The 14,926-nt window shown below is 67.9% G+C and carries 13 protein-coding genes and 1 pseudogene; 6 read left to right on the forward strand and 8 right to left on the reverse strand.

Features of this window, described 5'->3' with window-relative positions; genetic code table 11:
* A partial coding sequence (locus ACS8YF_RS18300; protein ID WP_440851564.1) for a PfkB family carbohydrate kinase occupies positions 1-162 on the forward strand: 162 nt, incomplete at its 5' end.
* Between the two features lie 27 nt (positions 163-189).
* Here ACS8YF_RS18300 and ACS8YF_RS18305 read toward each other — a convergent pair.
* Together ACS8YF_RS18305 and ACS8YF_RS18310 are read right to left on the reverse strand one after the other, a co-directional pair.
* Positions 190-399: a hypothetical protein gene (locus ACS8YF_RS18305; RefSeq protein WP_440851552.1), complete on the reverse strand. Its 210-nt coding sequence runs from the start codon at positions 397-399 to the stop codon at positions 190-192.
* 146 nt (positions 400-545) lie between these two features.
* Positions 546-1,670 carry a nucleoside hydrolase gene (locus ACS8YF_RS18310; RefSeq protein ID WP_440851553.1) on the reverse strand — a complete coding sequence of 375 codons (1,125 nt, stop codon included), beginning with the start codon at positions 1,668-1,670 and terminating at the stop codon, positions 546-548.
* A gap of 246 nt (positions 1,671-1,916) precedes the next feature.
* Between ACS8YF_RS18310 and ACS8YF_RS18315 the strand changes: the two genes are divergently transcribed.
* Together ACS8YF_RS18315 and ACS8YF_RS18320 are read left to right on the forward strand one after the other, a co-directional pair.
* Positions 1,917-2,792 carry an ABC transporter ATP-binding protein gene (locus ACS8YF_RS18315; RefSeq protein ID WP_440851554.1) on the forward strand — a complete coding sequence of 292 codons (876 nt, stop codon included), beginning with the start codon at positions 1,917-1,919 and terminating at the stop codon, positions 2,790-2,792.
* Positions 2,789-3,724 carry a hypothetical protein gene (locus ACS8YF_RS18320; RefSeq protein WP_440851555.1) on the forward strand — a complete coding sequence of 312 codons (936 nt, stop codon included), beginning with the start codon at positions 2,789-2,791 and terminating at the stop codon, positions 3,722-3,724. The genes ACS8YF_RS18315 and ACS8YF_RS18320 overlap by 4 nt, the downstream gene beginning before the upstream one ends.
* A gap of 41 nt (positions 3,725-3,765) precedes the next feature.
* Here the strand turns inward: ACS8YF_RS18320 and nadA are convergent, their stop codons facing one another.
* From nadA to nadB, 3 genes are read right to left on the reverse strand one after another with little or no spacing between them, the layout of a single operon-like run.
* Positions 3,766-4,713: a quinolinate synthase NadA gene (nadA, locus tag ACS8YF_RS18325; RefSeq protein ID WP_440851556.1), complete on the reverse strand. Its 948-nt coding sequence runs from the start codon at positions 4,711-4,713 to the stop codon at positions 3,766-3,768.
* A 53-nt stretch (positions 4,714-4,766) separates the two neighbouring features.
* Positions 4,767-5,639: a carboxylating nicotinate-nucleotide diphosphorylase gene (gene nadC, locus ACS8YF_RS18330; protein ID WP_440851557.1), complete on the reverse strand. Its 873-nt coding sequence runs from the start codon at positions 5,637-5,639 to the stop codon at positions 4,767-4,769.
* Complete coding sequence (gene nadB, locus ACS8YF_RS18335) at positions 5,639-7,201, reverse strand: L-aspartate oxidase (protein WP_440851558.1); 1,563 nt, start codon at positions 7,199-7,201, stop codon at positions 5,639-5,641. Before nadB ends, nadC begins: the two co-directional genes overlap by 1 nt.
* A 361-nt stretch (positions 7,202-7,562) precedes the next feature.
* Between nadB and ACS8YF_RS18340 the strand changes: the two genes are divergently transcribed.
* Both ACS8YF_RS18340 and ACS8YF_RS18345 read left to right on the forward strand, forming a co-directional pair.
* Positions 7,563-8,993 (forward strand): MATE family efflux transporter, encoded by a 1,431-nt coding sequence (locus tag ACS8YF_RS18340; RefSeq protein ID WP_440851559.1) that lies wholly within the window; start codon positions 7,563-7,565, stop codon positions 8,991-8,993.
* A gap of 59 nt (positions 8,994-9,052) precedes the next feature.
* On the forward strand, positions 9,053-9,841 hold the full coding sequence (locus tag ACS8YF_RS18345; protein WP_440851560.1) for a hypothetical protein: 789 nt from the start codon (positions 9,053-9,055) through the stop codon (positions 9,839-9,841).
* A gap of 194 nt (positions 9,842-10,035) precedes the next feature.
* On the opposite strand, the pseudogene sthA reads toward ACS8YF_RS18345, so the two are convergent.
* Positions 10,036-11,424: pseudogene (gene sthA / locus ACS8YF_RS18350) on the reverse strand (Si-specific NAD(P)(+) transhydrogenase); the annotation flags it as partial.
* Positions 11,425-11,548: 124 nt separating this feature from the next.
* On the opposite strand from sthA, the gene ACS8YF_RS18355 reads away from it, so the two are divergent.
* Entirely contained in the window at positions 11,549-12,124 is a 576-nt protein-coding gene (locus ACS8YF_RS18355) for a DUF2452 domain-containing protein (RefSeq protein ID WP_440851561.1), read from the forward strand.
* 101 nt (positions 12,125-12,225) lie between these two features.
* On the opposite strand, the gene ACS8YF_RS18360 is transcribed toward ACS8YF_RS18355, so the two are convergent.
* Both ACS8YF_RS18360 and mnmC read right to left on the reverse strand, forming a co-directional pair.
* Positions 12,226-13,281 (reverse strand): 3-deoxy-7-phosphoheptulonate synthase, encoded by a 1,056-nt coding sequence (locus tag ACS8YF_RS18360; RefSeq protein ID WP_440851562.1) that lies wholly within the window; start codon positions 13,279-13,281, stop codon positions 12,226-12,228.
* Between the two features lie 417 nt (positions 13,282-13,698).
* Positions 13,699-14,926, reverse strand: a 1,228-nt coding sequence (gene mnmC, locus ACS8YF_RS18365) for an FAD-dependent 5-carboxymethylaminomethyl-2-thiouridine(34) oxidoreductase MnmC (RefSeq protein WP_440851563.1), incomplete at its 5' end; no start/stop codon positions are given.

Consider the following 14,926-nt stretch of genomic DNA (forward strand, 5'->3'; position numbering starts at 1 on the left):
ACGGTCGGCGCGGGTGACGGTTTTGCGGTCGGCTTCATCAGCGCCCGGCTGGAAGGCGCTACGCCGCGGGCCGCGCTCGAGCGCGCCAATGCGATCGCCGCCCGCGTGATTCAGTATCCGGGCGATTCGGACGGGCTGCCGCGCCGCGACGAGGTGGACTGACCGACCGGTGGCGCGACCGCCCGGCGATCAGTCGTGGTCGGGGTCGCGCCCTTCGTGATCGCCGTGGTCATCATCCCGGTCGTGGCCATAACCATGATCGTCATTGTCCCGGCCACGGTCATGGCCGTGCCCGTAACCGCCGTGGTCTCCATGGTTCCAGCCGCCGTGGTCGTGATACGGCGGCACGCAGGCGGCCAGCAACACCAATAACGGGGCCGCGAACAGAAGTCGTTTCATGGCCATGCTCCGTTGCACTTTCTTTGTACAGGCTAAACTGTACAGCCTGAACAATGCATGAAACCGCCGGGGCGAAGCCCGGTCACTTGCGACCGGCTGGTGACCACCGAACTCGCGCGGCGACAATACGAGTGCGCGGGCCGCGCTCAGTCGTGTCGACGCACCGCCGGATCGCGGGCAAGCGGGGTCGGCGCCCGCATGAGCGCGATGAACGCGCGGTCGAAGGCGGCGCGATCCAGCTTCATCTGCACGATCGCCGGTGGCCCCGCGGTCTCGGGTTTGCTGCGCTTCGTCCAGGCGAGCGTATTACCATAGCTCGGGCCATGGCTCATATCCGCATCCAGGTACAGCTGGCGCGTTTTCGTCACCAGTGCCGGGTGCAGCCAGGCCAGCGCGGCGATCTCGTCCCACATGTAGTAGCGCTCGGTGTCGTACCGGGCCAGGTACTGCGCCGCCGGACTGTGCGATTTCGCGATCGCCGCCTGCATTTTGTCCGAATACCAGCTCTGCAGCGAGATATCCACGGGCGTATCGATGATCTTGCGCCAGTCGGCCGTGAATACGATATGCGCCGCTTCCGGATCGAACCAGACATTGAATTCATGACTCGGGGTGGTGCTGAACTCGGCATCGTCGGTCGTCGGCGAGATCGAACCGCCCATCACGACAAGCTGCTTGGCCGTGCGGGCGAAGCTCGGATCGATGCGTTGGGCCAGCGCCAGATTGGTCAGCGGCCCGGCCGCGAACACCGTCACCTGCCCCGGATGGGCATGCACGGCAGCGATCAGGAAATGGGCGGCATCCTCTTGCCGCGCGGCGATCGAGGGCCGCCCTTCGGGCATCGCCTGGCGCGCATTCGGGTCGCTCGGATACGCCTTGGGGTCGGTTCCGTCGCCGCCCCAGGCGCCGAGCCAGGCAACATGCCCGTCGAGTTTCTGCTCGGCGAGCGTTTTCCTGCGGCTGCGCACCAACGGATGTACCGCCCCCTCATACACCGGAATATCGCGCCGTCCGATGAGTTCGAGCATGCGCAGTGTGTGTTGCGTCTCCGCTTTCATCCACGCATTGCCGGTGACCATCGAGATACCCAGAACCTTCACCTGCGGCGCCTGGATGAGCGCCAGCATCGCACGCATGTTGCTGCCGCCGGGCCCCGAACCGTCCTGATCGATGACCACCAGCCGCGGGGTGGATGCCGGTGCGGCGAAGGCCGTGCCCCCGATACAGATCAACACGCAAGCCAACCAGCACAGGCCCAAACAACGTCTCATGGCTTTCCCCCTGACGAATACGCGGTCCGGCGACGCGCATGAATCCGATTCATCGCACGGCGCCATCGGCCTCGCGGCGCATAAATCGGCGCTTTGAATCGTGACACGCCGGGGCTGTTCCGAAAAGTGGACCGCCCACCGGGCGCCAGCCGAGAAAAACAGACGGCATGGCGCCGGAGATTGGGGTGGATTCAGAAAGGACATGCCAAAATCATGCGCCGGCATTCCTCCCGCGAGTCATAGGTCATGAACGACACCCCGGTCATCCACGCACGCGGGCTCGGCAAGCGTTTCCAGCGCAAGGTCGCGCTCGCGGATGTCGACCTGAACGTGGGCCCGGGGCGCATCGTCGGCCTGATCGGGCCCAACGGCGCCGGCAAGACCACGCTGCTCAACCGGCTGCTGGGGCTGGCCAATGGCGAGGGCGAACTGCGCATTCTGGGCCACGACCCGATCCGTGATCGCGATGCGCTCATGCGCGAGGTGTGCTTCATCTCGGACGTCGCCACCCTGCCGCGCTGGCTGCGGGTGCGCGAGGCGGTGGCGCTGGTCGGCGGCCTGCACCCCCATTTCTCACGCGCGCGCTGTGAGCGTTTCCTCGCCCGCTCGGCACTCGATCCGGCGAGTCGGGTCGGCCAGCTGTCCAAGGGCATGATCGTGCAATTGCATCTCGCGCTCATCATGGCGATCGATGCCCGGCTGCTGGTGCTGGACGAACCCACGCTCGGCCTCGACCTGCTGTTCCGGCGCTCCTTCTACGACAACCTGCTCGGCGACTATTTCGACGCCAGGCGCACGATTGTCGTCACCACCCACCAGGTCGAGGAGATCGAGCGCATCCTCACCGACGTCATCTTCCTGCGCGACGGCCGCAAGATTCTCGATGCCTCCATGGCGGAGCTGGCCGAACGCTTCATCGAGGTCCGCGTGGCCCCGGCCCGGCTCGCGGCCGCCCGCGCGCTCGGCCCGATCGGCGAGCGGCGCCTGCCCGGCGCCCACGCCCTGATCTTCGATCGCGGGGCCGGAATCGATCGCAACGCCGTGGCCGCGCTCGACGACAACCCGCGCACCCCCGCTCTGGCCGATCTGTTCACCGCCTGCATGCACCCGGAGTCCGCATGAACACCGCCTGGCACAACATCCGCTGGCTGCTGCGGCGCGAAGCCATGGAGCATCGTCGCTTGATCATGGCGCCGGTGCTTCTCGGCGGCGTCATGATCCTGCTCAACCTGCTGCTGCTCGTCTCCAGCCTGTTCGGCCACGGCGGTCGCCAGATCCATTTCGAATTCGACAACGGCAGCGTGCTGAACATGCTCGCGCTCAACCTGCAGCCGCTCGGCCCGGGCAACGCTGCCGATCCGGGTCCGGCGATTTCGCTGCTGCTGCTGGCCACGCTGCTGCTGTTCGCGCTCGCGCTGGGGGCGGCGATGGTGTCCTACGCCCTGGGCTGTCTGTTCGAGGAACGCCGCGATCGCAGCATCCTGTTCTGGAAATCGCTGCCCGTGAGCGACGGTCAAAGCGTGGCCGCCAAAACACTCATCGTCATGATCGCCGTGCCGGCGATCTACACGGCCGCCGCACTCGTGACCGGCTGGATCTGCATCGGCATCTACATTGTGCCCCTGCTCGGCGCCGGGGCCGCGGCCCGCGATCTGATCGCCCAGACTCATCTGTTGGCAATCAGCGGCCTGACCGTGGCCGCGCTGCCGGTCTATCTGCTGACACTGGCGCCGGCGGTCGGCTGGCTGCTGCTGTGTTCGGCCACGGCCCGCCGCCATCCGGCGCTCATGGCCGTGATCGTGCCGGCATTTTTTGCCGTGCTCGGCGGGCTCGGGCTGCCGAACCCGGTCTGGCATCTGCTGGTCGGCCCGATCCTGCCCACCGGATTCACCCGCGCCCTGTCCGCGCTCGGTGCCCAGGGCGGCCTCGGCCCGGCGCTGGCCGCCGTTTATCGTCCCGTCACGACCCTCGATCTGTGGCTGGGGCTACTCTTTGCCGCGGCCTGCCTGATCGCGGCGACAATGTACCGGCATCGGTTCACAACGCTGGTGTAAAGAGCGCGCCCATCGCCACGACCGGCGGGCGACAGGCCGCGTCAGCCGATCGCCAGCATCCGGTCGATGGGACGGCGCGCGGCTGCGGCCAGCACCGGGTCGACCTTCACTTCGTAACGATCGTAGGCCAGCGCGTCGCGCAGCTTGGCCAGCGTGGTCAGCTTCATGTACTCGCAGACCGAGTTCTCGCTCGCCGGGTGGAAGGTCTTGCCAGGATTTTCCTTTCTCATCCGGTGCAGGATGCCGGTCTCGGTCGCCACCACGAATTCCTGTGCCTCGGATTCGTGGGCATGCGTAAGCATGCCGCTGGTGGAGTGGATATGCGCATCCTTGCAGTCGAAGCTCATCGCCGAGTTCATCATGCAGGCCGTGGAACAGCCGCATTCCGGATGAATGAGGATCTCGGCGTTGGGGTATTCGCGCTGCTTGGCGGCCAGATTCATGTCGCCGATCTTCTCGTGCACGTGGCAGGAACCCGGCCAGATGTGCAGTTTGCGCCCGGTGATCATCTCCACATAGGTGCCGAGGAAGCGGTCCGGCAGGAACAGAATCTCTTCGTCTTCGGGAATCGCCTCGATCACCTGCACGGCGTTGGATGAGGTCACGCAGTAATCGCATTCCGACTTGATCGCCGCCGAGGTGTTCACATAGGCGACCACCGTCGCCCCGGGATGCTCCGCCTTCCAGGCCTGCAGCTGTTCCAGCGTGATGCTCTCCGCCAGCGAGCAGCCGGCGTTGAGATCGGGGATCAGCACCGTCTTGTCCGGCGAGATGATGGATGCCGTCTCGGCCATGAAGTGCACGCCACAGAATACGATCACGTCGGCATCGGTAGCCGCGGCCTGGCGCGACAGGCCGAGCGAATCGCCGAGATAGTCGCAGATATCCTGAATCTCGGGGCGCTCATAGTTGTGCGCCAGGATGACGGCGTTCTTGGCGGCCTTGAGCCGCTGGATGTCGGCGACGAGCTGTTCGTTGTGGGTGGTCATGTCGTGCTTCTCCTCCCGGCCGATAACGGCGGCCGGCCTCGCATGAGGCCGGATTATGACTGAATGCGATCGACGCGCTGGCTGATATCGAAAGCGATCACCGAATGGGTGAGCGCGCCGATCGAGATGAAATCCACGCCGGTGGCGGCAATGCTGGCGATATTGTCGCGCCCGACATTGCCGGACGCCTCAAGCCGCGCCCGCCCGGCGGTGCGCTCGACCGCGGCGGCCATGGTGTCGGGCGTCATGTTGTCCAGCATGATCAGGTCGACGCCCGCGGCCAGGGCTTCGTCGAGTTCATCCAGCGTGGTGGTCTCGACCTCGATGCCGATGGCCGGCGCGTAGGCCCGTACCGCCGCCACTGCCGCGGTGATGCCGCCGGCGGCGGCGATGTGGTTGTCCTTGATCATGGCCAGATCGTACAGCCCGGCGCGATGATTGACGCCGCCGCCGATGGCCACGGCCTTCTTGTCCAGATCGCGCAGCCCGGGCACCGTCTTGCGGGTATCGAGAATACGCGCGCGATGGCCGGCGACCCGGTCGACGTAACCCCGGGTGGCGGTGGCAATGCCGGACATGCGCTGGGCGATGTTGAGCGCGGTGCGCTCACCGGTGAGCACCGCCCGCCCGGCGCCTTCGAAGGCGACCAGTTCGGTCCCGGCGGTCACAGCGTCGCCCTCGGCCACCACCGGGCGCCAGTCCAGATCCGGGTCGAGCCGCCGGAACACGGCCTCGGCCTCGGCCAGCCCCGCGATCACGCCCTCGGCCTTGGCCACCCAGCGCGCGGCAACCGGCGCGCCCGCATCGAGCACGGCGTCGGTGGTGACGTCACCGGTATTTACATCCTCGGCCAGCCAGCGGTCGATACGGGCCGGGTCGATCGTGGATTCGATCCTGGATTGGATAGGGGCGGCGGGCTGATTCATTACTTTACCGATACGAATACGGGCCGATCGCGATGCACGGCGGGGCGCGTATCGCGCCGGCAATGTACGCCGACACTGGTCTCGCGGGCCAGTGCGGCCCGGGCGATGGCGTCGGCCAGCGCATGAACATGGCGATCGAGGAAGGCGAAATAGTCGTCGGCCCGATCCGGGGATGCCGACAGCGGCGCGGCCCGGGCCGTTTCGATGGCAGCGAGCGCGGCCTCCAGCCCGGCGCGATCCCGCTCGATCCCGACGTGGCGCATCATCAACGCACCCAGATCGCGGCGCCGCGTGGCGAATGCGTCAGCGTGCCCCGGCTCGACCCGCCATATCGGCCCGCTGTCGACCCGGCCGGGTCGCGGCGCAGCGCGCTCGGCGGCGTGGGCCACGGCACGCTGCGCGAAGACCAGGCATTCCAGCAACGAATTGCTGGCCAGACGATTGGCGCCGTGCACGCCGGTGGCCGCGACCTCGCCGGCGGCATACAGGCCGGGCACATCGGTCGCGCCGTGGTGATCGGTGGCCACGCCGCCGATGCAGTAGTGGGCCGCGGGCGCGACCGGCACCGGCTCGCGTCGCCAGTCGATACCGCGCTCGGCGATCGCCGCCATGATGAAGCCGAAGGACTGTTCCAGCATCGCCGGATCGAGATGGCGCAGATCCAGTCCGACGTAGGGCACGTCCTGGCGCGCGATCTCGGCCGTGATGGCGCTGGCCACGACATCGCGCGGCGCCAGTTCGGCACCCGGCGCATCCGCCAGAAAGCGCTCGCCGGCGGCGTTGACCAGCGTCGCCCCGGCCCCGCGCAGCGCTTCGCTGATCAGGAACGTCCGCCCGCTGGCTTCGTGGAACGCGGTCGGATGAAACTGGACGAACTCCAGGTCGGCCTGGCGCGCGCCGGCCGCGCGCGCCAGGCCCACACCCACGCCGAGCGCGCCGGCCGGGTTGGTGGTGCGCTCGAACAGCGCGGAATAACCGCCGGTGGCGAGAAGGGTCGCCGGCGCCCGCACCCGGAGTTCGCCGTCCACGTCCCGTCGGTGGATACGCGCGCCCACACAGCGACCGTCGGCATCGCGCAGCAGCCGATGGGCGAAGCCGTGCTCGACCACCGTAATGGTGTCGCACTCGCGGATACGCGCGATCAGGAAATCGACCAGCGCCTTGCCGGTCTGCACGCCCAGCGCATGCAGGATGCGGTGATGCGAATGCCCGCCTTCCAGGCCGCGTCGCAGGCGACCGTCGGCGTCGGTATCGAACGGCATGCCGGCGGCGATCAGCGCGCGTACCGCGGCCGCGCCCTCGGCCACCAGGATCTCCACGGCCGCACGGTCGCACAGGCCCCGCCCGGCGGCCAGCGTGTCGGCGACATGGGCTTCCAGCGCATCGTCGTCGGTCGTGACCGCCGCAATGCCGCCCTGGGCCCAGTAGCTGCTGCCCGAGGCCAGCGCGCCGTCGGTGACCAGGACCACACGTCCGAGTGCGGCCGCCTGCCAGGCCGCGTAGAGGCCGGCCGCGCCGCTGCCCAGCACCAGGAAATCGCAGTCCAGGGTGTCCACTGTCACGTTCGCTCTGTGCGGGCGTTTCAAGCCCGGTTCAATCGAAAGACGGTGGCTGGCCCGGGTCGCGCCTCGGCGCGTTGGCTCCCGGGCCCGCCACGTCCAGCGGGCGATGGCGATCATCGCCGCTGTCCTCGCATCGTCCCCTGTTCCGGGAGCGCGGCGCCGGCGACGCGCGTCGCCCGGCCGGGCCGAGATGCTTTTGGCACAATGCCAGCCCTACAACATACCCCATTACACGCCGAATGTTCAGCCCGACCGATTCCGGCGACGCGGCCCGGCGCGTTCGATCGACGAACGCCGGCCGATCGCGCAAGATGGCGGCCCCGCGGTTGCCGGCGATGCCCCGGCCTTCGTAGTCGTTGCCATGTCCTTTTACCGTCGCGCCCGATTGTCCCGCATCGAAGCCGGTCGCCTGGCGCGCCTGGCGCTGCCCATTCTGGGCGCGCAGCTGGCACAGATCGGCATGGGTACGGTCGATGTCGCCATGGCCGGCCATGTCGATGCGACCACGCTGGCCGCGGTATCGGTCGGCTCGAGCGTCTGGATTCCACTGGTGGTGTTCATGGTGGGCACACTCATGGGGCTGACGCCGATCGTGGCGCAGCATGCAGGCGCACGCCGCCCGGACCTGATCCGCCCGGCGGTGCAGCAGGCGCTGTGGGTCGCGCTCGTGCTGGGCCTGGCAAGCGCGCTGGCCGTTGTCTATGCCGGCCCGCGAATCTTCGCCCTGATGCAGGTGCCGGCGGATATCGCCGCCCTGGCCACGATCTATCTCGACGCGGTCGCCTTCGGCCTGCCGGCGATCGCGATCTACGAGACCCTGCGTTTTTTCTCCGACGGCATCGGCCACACCCGCGCCTCGCTCATCTTCGCCGTCGCCGGGCTGGCCGTGAATATCGTCGCCGATGGCGTGTTGATGTTCGGCGGCCCGGGGCTCGCCGACGTGTTTGGCCCGGCTCTGCCCGGCTGGCTCGCCGGCCTGCCGGCGCTCGGCGCGGCGGGCTGTGGTATCGCCACGGCGGTGTCGATGGCGTTGATGGCACTGGCGCTGTTCGTCTACACCCGGCGCGCGGCGGTCTATACCGCCTCACGGACCGGGCCGGCGTGGTCGGCGCCGTCGCCGTCGCTGATCCGCGAGCAGCTTCGCATCGGCTTTCCGGTCGGCGTCGCGATCTTTGCCGAGGTGTCGTTGTTCACCGCGATCGCACTGTTTCTCGCCGGTTACGGCGAAGTGGTGATCTCCGCCCATACGGTGGCGCTCAACTTCAGTTCGGTATTGTTCATGCTGCCGCTGTCGCTCGGCATGGCGCTGACCGTGCGCATCGGTCAGGCACGCGGGCGCGGCAAGTACCGCCATGCGCGCTTCGTGGCCTGGAACGGCGTGCTCTGCGCGCTGATCGTCGCCGTGCTGATCGATGCCATCCTGATCTTCGGCGGGCCATATGCCGTACGCCTTTATACCGACGAACCCGCCGTACAGGCGCTGGCGATCAACCTGCTGCTGGTGGCCGCGATCTATCAGTTCTCGGACGCCGCCCAGGTTTCGATCGCCGGGGCGCTGCGCGGCTACAAGGACACGCGCATCATCATGGCGGTCACCGTGTTTGCCTATTGGGGCGTGGGACTCGGTACCGGCTATATCCTGGGTGAAGGCTGGCCGGGCGTGTTTGCCGGGCTCGGCGTCTACGGCTACTGGATCGGGCTGATCGCGGGGCTCAGTGTGGCCGCGGTGCTGTTGGGCTGGCGGCTACGCCACACCGCGGATACCACCCGGCCGCAGGAGATCGGGCATTGAACGCCACGAGATATTCCCGCGCTGATAGATTAAGCGCATTCTGATCGTCCGCCAGGCTCATGCGCTTCCGTTCGTCGTTGGTTTTCTCCGCATTTCCGTTGTATCGGCCGGCCCTCGGCCTGGCTATTTTCGCCGCGCTGGCGAGCGCCGGCTGCGCGACGCAGGCGCCGCCGGCCTCGCGCGGGGTAAAGCAAAAACCGGCGAAATCGGCCACCGCACCCGCCGACCCGGCCCAATGGGTCGGCCGTTGGCAGGGCCCGGGCGCGGCCGCGCTCACGATCATGCCGCGCGCCGACGGCCATTTCGAGATCAATCGCCGCAACCGGCAGGGCGTGAGCACGCACTACCAGGCCACAGCGGCCGGTGGCCGCCTGTATTTCCAGCGCCTGGGCAAGACGCTTGCGATCCGGCCCGGCCGCGGCAGCGAAACCGGCAATCCGGCACTGGCCGACCTCAGCGATTGTCTGCTGATCGTACCCGGGGGCGGCGGTTATTGCCGGCGCGCCGACTCCGCCGATGCCCTGCCGCTGACGCCCGGCGCCTACGTGGCGGTAAAAACCGCATGCGACGCGGCTCAGCGCACCAACACGGTGTTTTTTACCGGCACCGGTATCGCCCGCCCGGGCCAGAATGGCTGTCGGGCAACGCTGGTGAGCCAGCAGGGCATGATCTTTCATCTCGACGACAGCTGTGCCGGCAACACGGCCGGCAGCGGCGCCAACGAAACCGTTTCCGTGCCCGACGCCCATCACATGGCGTTGGCAGCCAACGGGCAGCCAGTAACGCTTTATCGCTATTGCGCGACCGGGCTGTTACCGCCTGCGCTGCAGGCCGAGCGGCCCCATTGACTGCGGCAGCAAAACCAGGGGCACGAACGGCTGCGGGCGTGGCGCTGTTTTCAGGCGCGCTTAGCATTCCGCGCTGCGGATGACTCGACAGGCTCGACTCGTTCGGCATCGCCAGTGGCATCCTGCGCCGGCGCCATCGCATCGGCGGGCGTCGGGTCGGCCAGTTTTTGGGCCGGTTCGGTGAACACACCATCGATCCGATTCAGACCATCCAGCGCCGCGGTGCGATACGCCTCGGCCATGGTTGGATAGTTGAAGGTGGTGTTCACGAAGTAGTCGATGCTGTTGCCGGCCCCTTGCTGGCTCATGATGGCCTGGCCGATATGCACGATTTCCGAGGCCTGGTCGCCGAAGCAATGAATCCCCAGGATTTCGTGCGTGACCGGATCGAACAGCAGCTTGAGCATGCCGACCGTGTCGCCGGTGATCTGGGCGCGCGCGGTTTCCTGGAACAGCGCCTGGCCGACTTCGTAAGGCCGGCGCGATTCGGTGAGCTCGCGCTCGGTGGGGCCGAGTGAGCTGATCTCGGGAATGGTATAGATGCCGGTCGGCACGTCGTCGACATAGCGAAATCCCGGCACGCCAATGGCATCGGCGCTGGCGGCCCGCCCCTGGCCATAGGCGGCACTGGCCAGGCTCGGCGTACCGATGGCATCGCCCACGGCATGGATGTGCGGGAATTTTGTGCGATAACGCTCGTCGACCGCGATCTGGCCGCGCTGGTTCGGCTCGATGCCCAGCTGATCCAGCCCCATGTCGTCGGTGTTGCCGGTACGGCCGTTGGCCCAGAGCAGCGCATCGGCGCGCACTTTCTTACCCGATTTCAGATGCAGCGTCACGCCGTCGTCGTCGGGCGCGATGCGATCGTATTCCTCGTTGTGCCGGATCAGCACGCCGTAGGTCAGCCGCAGGTGATACGACAAGGCATCGCTGATCTCGTCGTCGAGGAACTCGAGCAGTCGTTCGCGGCTGTTGATGAGCTGCACGCGAACACCGATACCCGAGAAGATCGAGGCATATTCGCTGCCGATCACGCCCGCGCCGTAGATGATCAGCGAGCGCGGCGTAAAACCGGGGTCGAGAATGGTGTCGGAATTGAATACGCGCGGATGCGAGAAATCCACATCCGGCGGCTCGTACGGTCGCGATCCGGTGGCGATTACGGCCTGATCGAAGACCAGCGTATCGACCTGGCCGTTGCTGCGGGTTACCTGCAGGCGATGCGCGTCGACGAACCGGGCATGGCCGGCCAGAACCTCCACGCCGTTGCGGGCATAGAAGCTCGAACGCATCTGGATCTGCTGGCCGACCACGCGATGCAGCCGTTCGAGCAGCCACGACAGGGGCGCGTCCGGGGTGCGCAGGTCGTAGAGCATGCGCGAGGACTGCACCGACAGCAGCTGCTTGACCGCTTCGCGCAACGCCTTCGAGGGAATGGTACCGCGGTGCGTGCAATTGCCGCCCACATCCGCCAGACGCTCGACCACCGCGACCGATCGCCCGTGCTTGACCGCGTTCAGGGCCGCACTTTCGCCGGACGGGCCGGTGCCGATCACCACGACTTCGTAACGCTTTTCCGCCATGAATCGCTCGCTCGAACCTGTATAAAGCACGAATTGTCGCATGTTGCGTGCCGACTCGCCGCTTCGCGGGGACGGCCGCCGGGGCTTACACTGACGTCCGACCATTCGCTCGCTAATCGCGCGCATGACGAATCCGAATCCCGACGGCAAGGGCGTGTCGCCGGTTCTCGCCACGCTCGACGAAGCCCGTGGCGGTCTGGCGGCTGCCGCGCCCAAGCACATCGATCAGGTCGCCACCGAGCTGTTTACGTCGCTGTTCGTGCTCGAATCCGAATTCCGCTTCAAGCCGGTGGTCGGCAAGACCTATTATCTGTACCGCCAGCCCGAGCGTTTCTGGCTCGGCATCACGCCACCCGACATGCTCGGCGAGACGGTGGCCGGGCGTTTCATCGGCACCTGCGTGCTGCAACCCGACATGACCTGGACGCTGGAACTGGCCGCAACCGTTGCCGCCGACGCGCACTTCATGGCCTGGCTGGCGGCCAGGCGCGCCGCTTTCGAACGCCGCCTGGGCGAGGCCGAGACGGTGGACGACATCCTGCCGGTGTATGAATCGCGGCTGTCGTTCTATCGCCGGGCCTCGGCCTTCGGCGTAGCGCATTCCCTGTCGCGTTCGATGAGCGCCTCGGGCATCAGCGGATTATCCTACGACGAGGCACGCGGCCTGTTGACCGACGCCTGTGCACGCGACCGCGACTGAAGACACGCAATTCATGCCGCGAACGGACATTACACAGCTGGCCACATGCCCGCTCGCGGCCGGCCAGTGACCGGCCGCGATCCAGCGGTTGGTTTCGCGGGTCAGCGATCACAGGCGGCGCGTATCGCCTCGGCCGTGGCTTCCCAGCCCAGGCATTCGTCGGTGATCGACACGCCGTAGGCGAGATCGCCGCCGAGGGCCTGCTTGCCGTGCTCGATATGGCTTTCGAGCATGACGCCGGCGATCGCCTGCTCGCCCGCCCTTCGACGCGCGCCCAGTTCGACCATGACCTCGGCCTGACGGGCCGCGACCTTGCCGCTGTTGGCATGACTGCAATCGACAATCAGGCGCTCGGGACAGCCCAGTGCCGCCAGCGCGCCGCGCGCCCGGGCCACGCTTTCGACGTCGTGATTGGCCCCGCCGCGGCCGCCGCGCAGGATCAGGTGCGCATCCGGATTGCCGGGCGTGGCAATCGCCGCCGGCCGGCCGTGGCGATCGGTGCCGAGATAGTGCTGGGGATGCGACGCCGCGGCGATGGCGTCGATCGCGGTGCCGATCGCACCGTCGGTGCCGTTCTTGAAACCGACCGGCAGATCGAGCGCGCTGGCGCGCTCGCGATGGGTCTGCGATTCGGTGGTGCGCGCCCCGATCGCGGCCCAGGACAACACATCCGACAGATAATCGGCCGCGATCGGGGTGAGCAGCTCGGTGGCGACCGGCAGGCCCAGCTCGGCCAACTCGATCAGCAGGCCACGGGCGGCGGCGAGACCGGCGCCGATGTCGTTGCTGCCGTCGAGATGCGGGTCGTGCAGCAGGCCTTTCCAGCCCACGGTCGTGCGCGGTTTCTCGACGTAGGCGCGCATTACCAGCACGGCATCGTCGGCGCATTCGGCGGCCAGTTCGGCCAGCCGGGCGCCATAGTCGAGCGCCGACGCTCGGTCGTGCAGCGAGCACGGGCCGGCGACGATCAGCAGGCGGTCGTCACGGCCGGCGAGAATATCGCGGATCAGATCCCGTTGATGCCCGATGCGGGCCGCCAGCATGGGGGCGATCGGCAGTTTCTCGGACAGCTCGGCGGGCGTGGCGACGAGCGTGGGCGCGATCGCGGGCGTGGCCTGGGCGTCGAGATTACAAGCAGTGGCGTGTTGCCGGGACATGGTCGGCTCCCTGGTGGCACAGCGCGGACAACGCGCTGATGGCTTGCGTGGTGGCTGTCTGAGCGGCCGCAAACGGCCCGTACGCGCTGCCCCGGTAAAACGGCTGGGTGCTGAACATCGTGGTCATCCTTGCGTTGCATTGATGCCGCATTCGCGGCAAGAAAAAACCCCCGGCCGGGAGATCCGACCGGGGGTTTTGGCAAACGCCGGGTCAGGCTCCCGAATCCGGGCGCCTGTCCGTATCGGTTCAGGCGCCTCTGCGGCTAAACCAATACCCGTAAAACATGTTCGATTGCGGTTCCACGCGAACGCACGCTGTCGCTGCGGCGACGGCGGTGAGTACGGGTTCGATAGTGAAATCACACATAGCGGGAATGAGGTTAGGCCATGTCGGCCGGGAAAATCAACAGCCATCGGTCAACGCCCGCGAATCAGTTCGCGAATCAGCCAGCGCCCCGGATGCAGCGCATCGACTTCGGTCGCAGCACGCGGCATTGGCTCGTCGCACAGCCGCGAGGCCAGCACTTCGGCGCTGAGCGGCGCACTCACCATGCCATGCGCGCCATGCGCGAGGCTTGCCCACAGCCCGCGGCGATGCGCGCCCGGGACCGCGGCGATACGCCGGGCATCGAGCGCCAGTTCGGCGTAGTCGCGGCGCCAGGCCGCGGCGTCGGGCACCGGCCCGACATACGGCAGTCGATCGTGGCCGGTGCAGCGAAAGGCGACCCGCGCGGCCAGCGGCGGACCGAGCCGGGCGGCCAGATCCGGGGCGATCTCGGCCAGCATGGCGCGGTTGGCGTCATCCTCGGCGGCGCGCGGTGCTGCGTCGACCGCGTCGCGCCGGAAGCTGGCGCCGACGTGGAGCCGGCCGTCGACCGGCGGCAGGGCATAGCCGCGCCCACAGAGCACGCAATTCGGGGACGCCGATTCCGGCGGCAGGCCGAACACGCTGACCTGGCCGCGCACCGAGGGCAGCGGCGGGAGGTCGCGACACAGCGCGCTGGCGGCACCGGCACAGGCCAGTACCACCTGGGCGTATTGCGCCCGCTTGCCATCGGCGGATGTCAGCCGCCAACCCGCGGGAACCGGCTCGAGGCCGGTGACAGCCACGCGATGGAGCGCCGCCCCGCTGCACTCGACCAGCCGCCGGCACAATCGATCCGGCCGTACCCAACCCGCGTTCGGGTAATACAGCCCGCCGTGCACGCCGGCGGCCAGCGCCGTGCCGGCGAGGCGTTGCGCCGTCTCTCGCCCCACCCAGCGGACCAGCGAACCCGGCAGGTCGAGTCGGTCGAGACAGCGCTGCTGCCGGGCCCGCGCCTCCGGATCGCGCGCCAGCTGCAACAAACCGACGTCGGACCAGAGCGTGCGCGCGCCGTCCAGATCGGCCAGCCAGCGCCCGAGATAATCGAGCGCGGCGAGCTGGAAGCGCGTACGCGCGTCGCCATTCGCCGCGGGACGGACATGCAATGCCGCCCGGGCATGGCCCGACGCGCCACCGGCGACGCCCGCCGGGTCGTAGAGATCGCAATGCAGGCCCCGCCGCGCCAACGCGTCGGCCACCGTGGAGCCGGACACGATCGATATGCGGCGCGAAGTATCGTTGCAAGAGATACGGGCGGCGTACTGAAAAGCCGCCCCACGG

Source organism: Salinisphaera sp. SWV1, from assembly GCF_052044155.1.
In the GTDB taxonomy this organism is placed as follows: domain Bacteria; phylum Pseudomonadota; class Gammaproteobacteria; order Nevskiales; family Salinisphaeraceae; genus Salinisphaera.

What these genes read in the sequence shown, in the direction of transcription:
- ACS8YF_RS18305 (WP_440851552.1), bottom strand. Translation starts at nt 399, where the DNA reads ATGAAACGACTTCTGTTCGCGGCCCCGTTATTGGTGTTGCTGGCCGCC.
- ACS8YF_RS18310 (WP_440851553.1), bottom strand. Translation starts at nt 1,670, where the DNA reads ATGAGACGTTGTTTGGGCCTGTGCTGGTTGGCTTGCGTGTTGATCTGT.
- ACS8YF_RS18315 (WP_440851554.1), top strand. Translation starts at nt 1,917, where the DNA reads ATGAACGACACCCCGGTCATCCACGCACGCGGGCTCGGCAAGCGTTTC.
- ACS8YF_RS18320 (WP_440851555.1), top strand. Translation starts at nt 2,789, where the DNA reads ATGAACACCGCCTGGCACAACATCCGCTGGCTGCTGCGGCGCGAAGCC.
- nadA (WP_440851556.1), bottom strand. Translation starts at nt 4,713, where the DNA reads ATGACCACCCACAACGAACAGCTCGTCGCCGACATCCAGCGGCTCAAG.
- nadC (WP_440851557.1), bottom strand. Translation starts at nt 5,639, where the DNA reads ATGAATCAGCCCGCCGCCCCTATCCAATCCAGGATCGAATCCACGATC.
- ACS8YF_RS18340 (WP_440851559.1), top strand. Translation starts at nt 7,563, where the DNA reads ATGTCCTTTTACCGTCGCGCCCGATTGTCCCGCATCGAAGCCGGTCGC.
- ACS8YF_RS18345 (WP_440851560.1), top strand. Translation starts at nt 9,053, where the DNA reads ATGCGCTTCCGTTCGTCGTTGGTTTTCTCCGCATTTCCGTTGTATCGG.
- ACS8YF_RS18355 (WP_440851561.1), top strand. Translation starts at nt 11,549, where the DNA reads ATGACGAATCCGAATCCCGACGGCAAGGGCGTGTCGCCGGTTCTCGCC.
- ACS8YF_RS18360 (WP_440851562.1), bottom strand. Translation starts at nt 13,281, where the DNA reads ATGTCCCGGCAACACGCCACTGCTTGTAATCTCGACGCCCAGGCCACG.